Here is an 11,823-nt window from a genome sequence, read left to right as displayed (position 1 = left end):
CAATGTTCCACTAGTAAACTATTATTTCTCCTCAACCTTAAGCCCCATTAAATATTCTACAAGGGCATCGATCTGTTCCTGGTCCATATCCTTAAATGAAGGCATCGTGTTACCAGGCTTATATTCTTGCGGGTCCTTAATCCAATTTGCAAGGTTTTCCTCATTATGCTCAAGGACTCCGGCAATCTTTTCACGTTCGCCAAATGTAGCAAGGTTAGGTGCAGTACGGCTTGCTGCCGGCCTTGCGTCGCTAGGAGATACAGCATGACAGCCAATGCAGCTTTTATTGAAGACTTCTTCACCCTGTTTGGCAACGTCTCCCTCAGCAACAGGTTTTTTTGCAGCCTTCATGTCTTCTGCCCATTGATTAAATTCTTCACGCGACTTTGTCTTTACTTTGAAATCCATCAACGCATGGGATGGTCCGCAAAGCTCGGCACATTTCCCCAGGAATGTGTTTTTGACATCATCTGCCTTCTTGCTGTCAAATTCAAGCCAAAATTGATTTTCACCATCGGTATTTGTATCCATCTTGCCGCCTACCGCTGGAATCCAGAATGAGTGCTTTACATCTGAGGCAGTCAGGTTAAAGTAAACCTTTTCATCTGTTGGCACGACTAAATCCTGACTGGTTACGATCCCTAGGTCAGGGTATTCAAACTCCCACCAGTACAGATTGGCACGGACATTTACTACAAGTTCATCCTTTTTCTTGCCATCCCTATTCTTCTTCTCCATCGCTTTTGTATCAGCCAAGTCGAAAGTAGTAATAATAGTCGGAATCGTAAGGATGATCAATAGAAGGATAGGAATGATTGTCCAGATAAGTTCGAGTTTGTGGCTTCCTTCTATTTGTTTAGGAATTGAGTTATCACCCTTTTTCCGGCGGAATCGGAAGATAACGATTAAGAATATTGCGACAACTACAACGATAACTAACACCATGATCAATGTACTTAAGATCATTAAGTCATACTGTGTCTGTGCAACTTCACCTGCTGGTTGCAACGCTGAAATATTTGCTTCTCCGCAACCCGCCAGGATTAAAGCCAATACAGCAAACAGTGAAGCTAGTCGCCACATGTGCAGCCTTTTTTTCATAGCTTATGAAACCCCTCTTTCGTAAAAAATTTCCCCATAAGTCGTAGTATGGCTGGTTGTGAAAATTCTCTCTATTAAAAATTTCTGCAATGAGAAAGAACTCCTGATTTTGATATCCGGTTCCATTGAAACTACAATCAGATAATCTAACAAGAAAGACAAATCTTATGATTCGTTCAAGGCCTTGCCGCTAATTTATGTAAATCACCTGGAGCGCTTCTCGTTTAAAACGCTCCAGATGCTGGTGCAACATCATGCATATGTTATTGGTAATCCTGCTATATCAGGGTTACGATGACCATCGCAACAAATAGGATTGTCATGTAATTTAAGGAGTAGACAAACATAAGCCTTGCCCACTTCAAATCATCCTTCATCTTATACCCGCTAAGCCCGAGAATAAGCCATCCCAGATTTAATATGGTTGCCAGAATGACTAGAGGCGCCCCAAGATCAGTAAGGAAAAAAGCTACCGGAAGCAGGCATGCTACCCAAAGGACGATGGATCGCTTTGTCGCCTTGAAGCCCTTCACAACTGGCAGCATTGGAATATTAGCAGCTCTGTACTCTTCACATCGCTTCATCGCAAGTGAATAGAAATGAGGCGGCTGCCAGATGAACATTATCAAGAATAGCATCCATGCGATTATATCAAGATTAGGATCGACAGCTGCCCATCCGATAAGCGGAGGAACGGCACCCGAGATACTTCCTACAATCGTATTGGACACATACCTTCTTTTTGTAATCATCGTGTATAGAACTACATAGGCAAAAACTCCTAAAAACCCGATGAATGCAGTCATAAAGTTTGCAAGCGCCAAAAACACCAAACCTATAGCGATAAGTGCAAGTCCAAGAGCAAGCACTTTTGAAGGGGATGCCTTCCCTGTAACCGTGGGCCTCGACTTGGTCCTTTCCATCAAGTGGTCGATATCGCGGTCATAATAGTTATTAATGCTGCATGAACCAGCAATAATCAGCCCCGAGCCAGCAAGGACATAAAAAACCAGGTCCAGATTAGTCAGGAAATGCATTCCTGAAAAATGCAGAGCCAGCCACAAGCCGGTGAAAGTGGTAATCATGTTTGAATTGACAATGCCAATCTTTATCAAAGCCAGGAAGTCCTTCCAGGCTGTTGTCTCTGGTAATGCAGAATGAAGGGTCCCATCACTGTCCTTTATGGCAGCATCAGGCAAAGCCCTTGAATTAGACATATATATTTCCTCCTTCATAATTTCCACAAACAAGAAAAGCGTTTGGTATACACCTAGTATATTATTTCATACTTTTCTCCATTTGTAATTAAGGAAGTGTCAATCAAACTTAGAAATAGTTCTTTAATTATATGTTGAGTATAACATTTTTATAATTTCCATTTTTGGAAACCCCTTCTTCTGTATATTAAAACACAAAATCTTCTAAATTTGTGAATTTTTTTTGTATAATTTTTGACCAAATTGTGAATGGACTTTGCATGCTTCCCGCAATAAATTATGTCAGCTATCAAACAATCCGGCCTTGTATAATAGAAAAGAAGCAAAATTCCCACTTCTTATTTCTATCAGACAATTTAGCAACTTTCAACCATTCATCAACAAAATAAAGATAAATAATCAGAAATGTCCGCTTGTAAAAAACTTACGTTTTGTGTAATATCTAGTGGATAATAAAAACGATTTCATAACACTGTTTATTATTTATTTTTCTTTATAAAATGCATCGCTAGAATGAAAGAATCATAAAAAAGTAGGTGACCTATAGTGCATCGGGCGTTAAAGTGGTTTGCGGTATTTACAACATTCGGGATGCTACTGATCCTCCTTGGGGGCGCACTTGTTACGAAAACAGAATCAGGGATGGGTTGCGGCAGGTCCTGGCCGTTATGCAATGGCGAGTTCGTCCCTACAGATATTACACTGGAGCTGGTAATTGAACTCGCCCACAGGCTTGTATCTGGTTCTGTAGGTTTTATGGTGCTGATCCTTTCTGTTTGGAGCTGGAAGAAGATTGGACATATAAGGGAGACCAAATTCCTGGCCCTTATCTCCATTTTCTTTTTGGTGGCGCAAGGATTGATTGGAGCGGCAGCTGTTATCTGGGGACAGTCCGATTTTGTTCTGGCCATGCATTTTGGGATATCTCTTGTCTCATTTGCATCAGTGCTTCTCCTGACGCTGTTGATTTTTGAAGTGGATAAAAAATTCGAGGCAGAAAAGCTGGTGATTGACCGGAGAATGAAATCCCACATAAATGGGATCATGATATACAGCTTCGTTGTTGTATACACAGGAGCCCTAGTCCGCCACACGAAATCCAGCCTGGTATGCAAAGATTGGCCGCTGTGTGTCAATTCTTCGCCCGTTTTGCCAGAAAACCTGTACGAATGGGTACAAATGGGCCATCGTGCTGCCGCCGGACTGATATTCATATGGGTTGCCTATGTTACGTATCTTGCCATCAAGCATTATAAACACCAAAAAGTGATATACTGGGGCTGGATCATATCCTTTATCCTGGTTGCACTTCAGGTAACGGCCGGAGCCTTTATCATCTTCACCCGCCTTAACCTGTATATCGCATTGTCACATGCCCTATTCATTTCATGTTTCTTTGGGGTCATGAGCTATCTGCAGCTGCTCTCACAAAGAAGCAGCAAAAATGAACAAAACCTCGCGTATTTTGAAAGCTTGGATAAAGCACCTGAAATACCGCCTGCCTCTGCCCAGTAAGAAGCTTTAGGAAAATACGACATAAGGCCATCCCTCACAAAAGGGATGGCCTCTTTCATTTATTTAGTTATTTTTATTAATAAATCGCCTGTATTGATCGCTTCTCCATTAGACACATATATTTCTTCAATGGTGCCTGAGAATGGCGCTTGGACAGTAGTTTCCATCTTCATAGCCTCTGTAATGATCAGATGGTCTCCTTTATTTACCTTTTCCCCTTTTGTTACGACGACATTAATGACAGTTCCTGGCATTGTAGCGCCAATGTGCTGTTCATTTTTTGGGTCTGCCTTCATTTTAGCCTGGACGGCGGATTTGATGCTTTCATCTTTAATTGTAACTTCCCTTGGCTGCCCGTTTAATTCAAAATAAACAATGCGTGTGCCGTCAGCATGTGGCTGCCCTATGGAAACCAGTTTGACCATTAGTGTCTTTCCGGTCTCGATCTCCACTTCAATTTCTTCACCAAGGCGCATCCCATACAGGAAGGTAGGAGTGTCCAGCATTGACACATCGCCAAACTGTTCAACAGTTTTAACATAATCAAGGAATACCTTAGGATAAAGCGCGTAGGCAACCGCGTCAAAGCTTGTCACCGGCCGTTTGATTTCATTGAAGAGCTCTTCCTTCAATGCATCAAAATCCACATTATCCAAAAGTTCTCCCGGTCGCACCGTAAGCGGTTTTCTTCCTTTTAGAATTACTTTTTGCAGTTCTTCCGGGAACCCGCCATGCGGCTGGCCCAAATGCCCTTCAAACATCTCAATCACAGAATCAGGGAAATCGATGGACTTGCCTTTTTCGATCACTGATTCTTCATCCAGATCGTTTTGCACCATGAATAGAGCCATGTCCCCTACAACCTTCGATGAAGGCGTAACCTTTACAATATCCCCGAACATTGCGTTTACGCGCTGGTACATTTCTTTTACCTCTGCCCAGCGCTCTCCAAGGCCCACGCCCTTTGCCTGCTGCTGGAGGTTACTGTACTGGCCGCCTGGCATCTCATGACGGTATACCTCAGTATGCGGTGAATTCATGCCGCTCTCAAAATCCTGATAATACTTGCGCACGTCTTCCCAGTAATGTGACAGGCTTTCCAGTGATTTCACATCGACTTTCGGCTGCCTTGCATTTCCCTGCAAAGCGTAGTACAGGGTTTCAGAGCTTGGCTGGGATGTCAGGCCGGCCATGGATCCTAATGCTGTGTCGACGATATCGACACCGGCTTCAATTGCTTTGGCATACATATAAATTCCATTTCCGCTCGTGTCATGGGTATGAAGATGGATCGGTATATCCACTGTATCTTTAAGTTCAGATATTAGCCTGTAGGCAGCTTCCGGCTTCAGCAGCCCTGCCATATCCTTGATTCCCAGAATATGCGCACCCTGGTTCTCAAGCTCTCTTGCCAGATTCTTATAATAATCGATATCATACTTCCTTCTGGTGGGATCATTGATATCTCCTGTATAGCAAATAGCCGCTTCAGCCAATTTTCCGGTCTGGCGGACAGCATCGATGGCTACCTCCATTCCCTTCACCCAGTTCAGGCTGTCAAAAATCCGGAAAACATCGATTCCCGCATGCGCCGATTTCTCTACGAATTCATGGATAACATTATCCGGATAGTTTTTGTAACCGACAGCATTAGACGCACGAAGCAGCATCTGGAAAAGTACATTCGGTGCTCTTTCCCTTAAGAACAGAAGCCTGTCCCAAGGATCTTCCTTCAAGAAACGGTACGCTACATCAAAGGTGGCCCCGCCCCACATCTCCAAAGAGAATAGGTTAGGCAGCAGCTTTGCCGTTGGCTCCGCAATTTGAAGCAGCTCCCGTGTCCTGATTCTAGTCGCAAGCAAAGATTGATGAGCATCCCTGAAAGTTGTATCTGTCAAAAGTACTTCCTTCTGGTTTTTCACCCAATTTACCAGGCCTTCGGTACCCTGGCTGTCGAGGATTTGCTTTGTTCCGTTCTGGAATTCAGCACCTTTTTCCAGAACCGGAATCTGCGGCTTGTCGAAAATCGGCTTTTTTCTTTTTTCTACACCCGGAAAACCATTCACCGTTACATTTCCGATATAGGTAAGCATCTTTGTTCCACGGTCTTTTCGGACAGGGAAAACAAAAAGCTCAGGAGTGGTATCAATAAAGGAAGTATCATATTCTCCGCTCAAGAATTTTTCATGCTTAACTACATTCTCCAGGAATGGAATATTCGTCTTGATTCCGCGAATCCGGAATTCCTTCAAATTCCGTACCATTTTGGAAGCAGCCTGTTCGAATGTCAGAGCATGTGTTGAAAGCTTCACAAGGAGTGAGTCATAATACGGTGTGATAACAGCCCCCTGGAAACTGTTCCCTGCATCAAGACGGACGCCAAAGCCGCCGCCTGAGCGATAAACATTAATTCTTCCTGTATCCGGCATGAAATTGTTTAATGGGTCTTCAGTGGTGACACGTGATTGAATCGCGTATCCGTGGGTATGGATTTTCTCCTGAGCGGGTATGCCCACTTCCGGGTCATGAAGGCCATATCCCTCGGCTATCATAATCTGAGACTGGACGATGTCTATTCCGGTAACCATTTCTGTAATGGTGTGTTCCACCTGTACGCGCGGATTAACCTCGATGAAGAAAAATTCTTCACCGCTGACGAGAAATTCGACTGTCCCGGCATTTACATAGTCCACGTTTTTCATCAGGTCCACCGCAGCTTGGCAGATCCTGTCCCTTAAAGAGCCGGACAGCGACACACTCGGAGCGACCTCTACCACTTTTTGGTGCCTACGCTGTACTGAGCAATCTCTTTCGTATAAATGGACAATATTCCCCTGTTTGTCACCAAGGATTTGTACTTCAATATGTTTAGGATTTTGGATAAATCTTTCAACATAAACCTCATCGCTGCCGAACGCAGCCTTTGCTTCAGACCTGGCCCTGTCATATGCTTCCCTGATTTCCTCAAGCTTATTGACAATACGCATGCCGCGTCCCCCGCCACCCAATGCAGCTTTTATAATGATTGGGAATCCGTGCTGTTTCCCGAATGAAATGATCTCTTCCAATCCCTGGACAGGACCGTCGCTGCCCGGAATGACCGGAATATTCGCAAGCTGCGCCTGTTCCCTCGCCTTTACCTTATCTCCGAACATATCGAGATGCTTTGTATTTGGCCCTATGAAGATTAAGCCTTCCTCTTCACAGCGTCTGGCCAATTCGATATTTTCTGAGAGGAAGCCATAACCGGGATGAATGGCATCTACCCCGCTGGCCTTGGCAATGTCAATGATGCCTTCAATGTCCAAATATGCATCTATCGGTTTCTTTCCCTCTCCGACAAGGTAAGCCTCATCTGCCTTATAACGATGATAGGAACCGTAATCCTCCTTGGAATAGATCGCTACCGTCCTGATTCCAAGCTCGGTACACGCCCTAAAGATTCGAATTGCAATTTCTCCGCGGTTTGCGGCCAACACTTTCTTAATACGTCGTTCCATTCCTACACCCACCACTTCTATGTATATTCAAATAGTTTATTAAAAAAGAAATGGGCAAAGCCCATTCCCTTACTGCCTTGGTCCATTTCCCTTCTTATACCCATTTCGGATGCTTTACACACCCAGAGGCTAACAAGGAATTCAATTTTCAATCTTGTGAAAATTTTAATATAGAGAACATCAACATGCAAACTTTATGTCTATCTCACTAGCAAAATTAAATATGTAATACTATTAATGACAAATGATATACCATTTGACACTGAATGGAAATAATAAATTAATCCAATAATTAAAGAAACTAGCGGATGGGGTTTTCATTCTAATTACCTTATAAAAAAACTCAAACAACCATTTCCGATTGTTTGAGTTAATTATTGTACTTTTATTTACGTAGCGAGGCCTCATGCAGCGCTGAAAGTTCCCTTTCCAGTGCTTCCAGGAGGGTTTTTCCCTCATATTCTTCTACCAGGCCTAAACGAACAGCAAAATCTATTTCACGAGATAAGCCGAACATTTGTGTGTCAAGAACCTCTTCATATAGAGGACATTGCGGCATAGTCAGATTGTCCATTTGTACCTTTATAAGTTTTAAAATCTTGTCAGCATCAGCTTTCAGTAAGGCAAAGGCTTTATCACGATGGTTGACAAGCATTTCGGATGCCATATTAAATCCCCCCGCTCAGAGCGATTAAATCTTATCTCTAAATTTTACCCTTACTTAGCTGAAAAAGCAAGAACATAGCAGGACAATTTGCTAGCCTTGTTCTGTCCGAATGCTTTTACAACAGCCTCTGTCTTTCTCATTGATTCTTGCTGTGACATTTTGCTTCAAATTTACTATACTAAGAGAGGGCATTATAGTTGATACAGGTTATGACACACAGAATTTATACTGGAAGGAATGAAATGGTTTGGAATCGATTATGACTATACACGGCAAAGTCACATTTCCTATTACACTCGATTCAGGAGTCTGGATCTTTGATGATCGAAAAGTTGATTTAAATACATATTTTACGACAAAGAAAGTGGCTCGGGATGAATTGGAAGAGTATACAAAGGCCACATCCAAGCATTGGTCAAGAGAGATCCAGGAAGGGGCCGTATTCCCTCCAACTCTTAAAACCGAAAAGAAATATGAGAAAGAACGGATATTAACTGGCAGCTTCGGAATGCCATTGGAGCCATTCATCAAAAATGCCGCGCCGGATGCCAATGCCTCTGTACTCATTATAGAGACAGCTTCTGGCGAACGTGAATATAGCCTGGAAGAGGCAAAACAATTCATTTTAGGCTTCGCAAAGGATGGCAAGCCTCTAAAAGAAGATGGCCCTGTCCATGTATATTTCGGAGACGGATCCAATGCTGCAGACCCCATCACCAACGTTCGCGCATTTCGCATAGAATAACAGTTTGACTGGCCTATGCTCCAAAAGGCAGATCAGGAAAGATCCGGTCCAAACCGACCTTTTCTTTTCGACTGCCTTCTTTTTATAATATATTTGCAGCTAGCTGTGCAAGCCCCGATCGTTCTCCTTTGACAAGCTTAACATGAGCTGCCATTTTCTGATCCTTGAATTTTTCTACGACATAAGTGAGGCCGTTGTTGTATTCATCTAAATATGGGTGGTCAATTTGTTCAGGGTCTCCCATAAGCACGATCTTACTTCGGTCCCCTACCCTTGTAATGATCGTCTTAACTTCGTGTTTCGTCAGATTTTGGGCTTCATCTATGATGATGAACTGGTCAGGGATGCTTCGGCCCCGGATGTAGGTCAGCGCCTCAACTTCGATCGAACTCATTCCTGCAAGGATGGCGTCAAGCTCTCCAGGTTTTTTCGTGTTAAATAAGTATTCCAGGTTGTCATGGATCGGCTGCATCCACGGCCTTAACTTTTCCTCTTTCTCTCCCGGCAGGAAACCAATATCCTTGCCCACCGGCACGATCGGCCTTGCCACCAGCAATTTCTTATAATGGCCAAGGTCTTCTGTCTGCATCAGACCTGCTGCAAGCGCCAGCAGCGTCTTCCCGGTACCTGCCTTTCCAATCAGTGTCACAAGCGGGATATCGGACCGAAGGAGAATTTCCAGGGCCATCGTTTGCTGCACATTCCTCGGCTTGATGCCCCAGACATGATCTTGGTCAAAGACAAGCTTTCTTACAGTCTGCTTATTTTGGTCAAAGATTCCAATAGCCGATGATGAGCCGCCAAGTGCATCCTTCATCAGTACAAATTGATTGGGATACAAACGGTTAGCCATGATGTCAGAGAGCAAAAGAGTACCCTTTGCATAAAATTTATCCAGAGTTTCCTTAGGCACAAAAACCTCCTGATAGCCGCTGTAAATATGGTCCAGTTCAACAACACGATCATTTAAGAAATCCTCGGCAGTCAATCCTATTGCATCTGCCTTAACCCTTACAAGCGTGTCCTTGCTAACGAGGATGACCTGTTTGCCATCCTCCTTGGTTTCTTCTTCCAATGAAAGATTCTTAGCAACAGCCAATATCCTATTATCATTCGTCTTTTCAACGAAAATTTCCTGAAGCTGATGAAAGGATCTGTGATTCAATTCGATCCTAATCGTTCCTCCGTTATGGAGAGGGATTTTTTCATGGAGCTTGCCTACCTCCCGGAAGCCATCAATTAATTTCGATACCTGCCTTGCATTCCTGCCTACCTCATCCATATATCTTTTCTTCGAGTCTACCTCCTCTAGCACTACAGCTGGTATGACCACATCATTTTCCTCAAAAGAAAAAATGGAATATGGGTCCTGCAGCAGGACATTGGTATCTAACACATAGATTTTATTCATATGAAGCCCCCTGCCTGTTCATTCTCCAGAAAAGTCCACCAATCGTTCAGTATAGTTTATGCTGTGGACGAGATTGTTGCTAAAATATATGTCCATTTACATAAAGATAGAAGAATAAATACAGACTATGAACAAATTGTCATGCGCGGGGGTGTGCATATGAAGAGGGCAGCCTTGATTATCATGCTTTATTTTATCCTTTCAGCCTGTACAAATAACGGTACAAACGGTGAACGTCCAGGAGTACTTGACGGTGGCCAGGATAATCCTGTGGAAGAGCACGAAAGGCACACCAATCAAAAAACTGCTGACCGCCTTGTAGAAATGGCGCTTGGGGTTCCCGGTGTCAATAATGCGACCGCCATCGTAATGAATCACTACATTATAGTCGGCATTGATGTTGACGGAAAGCTAAATGGTCCGGAGGCATACAAAGTAAAGCGCAATGTGGCAAAAGCATTAAAAAACCATCCGTTCGGTGAGCGCGTTGAGATTGTCGCGGATCCGGATATCAGTGACAGGTTAAAGAAAGTGTCAGTTGATATAAAAGAGGGCAAGCCTTTAAGGGGAATCCTAAATGAATTATCGGACATAGAAAAGCGAATCACACCAGAAAGCACGGGTGATGGATAAATAGCTTATGGAATAGGAAAGATCCCTGGTTAACACCAGGGATCTTTCATTTATTTTAGCCGTACCTTTCAAACCTTGAGACCAACTGCGTTTTATATCTTTTTTCCACTCATATCATGTTATACTTATTACATTGAAGTTACAGAAACGGTGCGGCCCTTTCTGAAATCGCACCTTGTATGAATCATAAAAATTAATTTGTACCGAATAGAGAAAAGAGGACCCGAGATGAGAGTGAAATGTGTAATTTGTGACGTAATCGAGTCGATTCCTGATTTTTCACCCCAAGCAAAAAAATTACGGAATCGCCCAATACATACTTACTTATGCCAGGCATGCTATAACCGAATTGAGCAAAAGACAAACAACCGGATGGAGACTGGCAACTTCAGGCTGTACCGTGCAAAAAAACAGGATGATGAATGGTAAAAAATATCGCAGTCGGCATGGCCACAGGCCTGTTATCCGGATTGATTCTCGGCTTTTTGCTTAAGCTGTTCGAATCCATCTCAGGAATCAGGGTATATGCCCTGTTATTGAATGTTGACTTCCTGCCCGCCATTGGATTAACAGAGTGGAGTGAAGCTTGGGAATTCAGTTTTCATCTGGTAACATCCTTGGCCATCGGGGTGGCTTATACAGTATTAACATCGGCCTGGATGATACAGAAAGCGTCAGGGCAATTTATTGTCAGCTTCTTACTGGTTTTGCCTGCATCACTTTTATATTTCCCTCTCAGCTTCTGGGCGGTTGAAATGTTAACTTCACCTTCAGACCTTAGAGGCTTTGGATTATGGACGGCGGGTCACATTGTATATGCATTTTGCCTGCCGATCTTCTCTCGTCCGTTTTTGACAAGAGAACGAAAACACCGCTGACCGGGCATATGGGTGGTTTCAGGAAATATAGGACCCGTTTATACAATCGCTCCAGTATGATGGATTAAAAAAACAGCCGGATCCGCCAAGTGAAGTACCGGAAATTTGATGTGTAACAGCGGATGAAAGTACACTGCATGAATCTTTTTGCTGAAC

At 43.4% G+C, this 11,823-nt stretch carries 10 protein-coding genes; 5 read left to right on the top strand and 5 right to left on the bottom strand.

Annotated elements, in window-relative coordinates; genetic code table 11:
- Positions 1-21: 21 nt before the first annotated feature.
- Together coxB and cyoE are read right to left on the bottom strand one after the other, a co-directional pair.
- A complete protein-coding gene (gene coxB, locus V1500_RS09395; protein ID WP_409305297.1) occupies positions 22-1,101 on the bottom strand; it encodes a cytochrome c oxidase subunit II in 1,080 nt (359 codons plus the stop codon).
- A gap of 278 nt (positions 1,102-1,379) precedes the next feature.
- Positions 1,380-2,318 (bottom strand): heme o synthase, encoded by a 939-nt coding sequence (cyoE, locus tag V1500_RS09390; RefSeq protein WP_409305296.1) that lies wholly within the window; start codon positions 2,316-2,318, stop codon positions 1,380-1,382.
- A 546-nt stretch (positions 2,319-2,864) separates the two neighbouring features.
- Here cyoE and V1500_RS09385 point away from each other — a divergent pair.
- Positions 2,865-3,833, top strand: a complete 969-nt coding sequence (locus V1500_RS09385; RefSeq protein ID WP_409305295.1) for a COX15/CtaA family protein — start codon at positions 2,865-2,867, stop codon at positions 3,831-3,833.
- Between the two features lie 59 nt (positions 3,834-3,892).
- On the opposite strand, the gene pyc is transcribed toward V1500_RS09385, so the two are convergent.
- Both pyc and V1500_RS09375 read right to left on the bottom strand, forming a co-directional pair.
- On the bottom strand, positions 3,893-7,333 hold the full coding sequence (gene pyc / locus V1500_RS09380; RefSeq protein ID WP_409305294.1) for a pyruvate carboxylase: 3,441 nt from the start codon (positions 7,331-7,333) through the stop codon (positions 3,893-3,895).
- Between the two features lie 385 nt (positions 7,334-7,718).
- Positions 7,719-8,000 (bottom strand): YlaN family protein, encoded by a 282-nt coding sequence (locus V1500_RS09375; RefSeq protein ID WP_409305293.1) that lies wholly within the window; start codon positions 7,998-8,000, stop codon positions 7,719-7,721.
- Positions 8,001-8,247: 247 nt separating this feature from the next.
- On the opposite strand from V1500_RS09375, the gene V1500_RS09370 reads away from it, so the two are divergent.
- Positions 8,248-8,745 (top strand): peptidyl-prolyl cis-trans isomerase, encoded by a 498-nt coding sequence (locus tag V1500_RS09370; protein ID WP_409305292.1) that lies wholly within the window; start codon positions 8,248-8,250, stop codon positions 8,743-8,745.
- A gap of 82 nt (positions 8,746-8,827) precedes the next feature.
- Here the strand turns inward: V1500_RS09370 and V1500_RS09365 are convergent, their stop codons facing one another.
- Entirely contained in the window at positions 8,828-10,156 is a 1,329-nt protein-coding gene (locus tag V1500_RS09365) for a PhoH family protein (protein ID WP_409305291.1), read from the bottom strand.
- A 159-nt stretch (positions 10,157-10,315) separates the two neighbouring features.
- Between V1500_RS09365 and V1500_RS09360 the strand changes: the two genes are divergently transcribed.
- The 3 genes from V1500_RS09360 (at position 10,316) to V1500_RS09350 (ending at position 11,667) form a co-directional block, all read left to right on the top strand.
- On the top strand, positions 10,316-10,789 hold the full coding sequence (locus V1500_RS09360; protein WP_409305290.1) for a YhcN/YlaJ family sporulation lipoprotein: 474 nt from the start codon (positions 10,316-10,318) through the stop codon (positions 10,787-10,789).
- 228 nt (positions 10,790-11,017) lie between these two features.
- Positions 11,018-11,218 carry a YlaI family protein gene (locus tag V1500_RS09355; protein ID WP_409305289.1) on the top strand — a complete coding sequence of 67 codons (201 nt, stop codon included), beginning with the start codon at positions 11,018-11,020 and terminating at the stop codon, positions 11,216-11,218.
- Positions 11,212-11,667: a hypothetical protein gene (locus V1500_RS09350; RefSeq protein ID WP_409305288.1), complete on the top strand. Its 456-nt coding sequence runs from the start codon at positions 11,212-11,214 to the stop codon at positions 11,665-11,667. Before V1500_RS09355 ends, V1500_RS09350 begins: the two co-directional genes overlap by 7 nt.
- Positions 11,668-11,823: the final 156 nt, after the last annotated feature.

Origin of the sequence: Peribacillus sedimenti, from assembly GCF_046237635.1 — a bacterium.
GTDB lineage: Bacteria > Bacillota > Bacilli > Bacillales > DSM-1321 > Peribacillus > Peribacillus sedimenti.
Note: the sequence above shows the minus strand (reverse complement) of the source record. Positions and strands in the feature narration are given on the sequence as shown.

Coding starts and splice junctions, on each gene's coding strand:
- coxB (WP_409305297.1), bottom strand. CDS start 1,101: ATGAAAAAAAGGCTGCACATGTGGCGACTAGCTTCACTGTTTGCTGTA.
- cyoE (WP_409305296.1), bottom strand. CDS start 2,318: ATGTCTAATTCAAGGGCTTTGCCTGATGCTGCCATAAAGGACAGTGAT.
- pyc (WP_409305294.1), bottom strand. CDS start 7,333: ATGGAACGACGTATTAAGAAAGTGTTGGCCGCAAACCGCGGAGAAATT.
- V1500_RS09375 (WP_409305293.1), bottom strand. CDS start 8,000: ATGGCATCCGAAATGCTTGTCAACCATCGTGATAAAGCCTTTGCCTTA.
- V1500_RS09365 (WP_409305291.1), bottom strand. CDS start 10,156: ATGAATAAAATCTATGTGTTAGATACCAATGTCCTGCTGCAGGACCCA.
- V1500_RS09360 (WP_409305290.1), top strand. CDS start 10,316: ATGAAGAGGGCAGCCTTGATTATCATGCTTTATTTTATCCTTTCAGCC.
- V1500_RS09355 (WP_409305289.1), top strand. CDS start 11,018: ATGAGAGTGAAATGTGTAATTTGTGACGTAATCGAGTCGATTCCTGAT.
- V1500_RS09350 (WP_409305288.1), top strand. CDS start 11,212: ATGGTAAAAAATATCGCAGTCGGCATGGCCACAGGCCTGTTATCCGGA.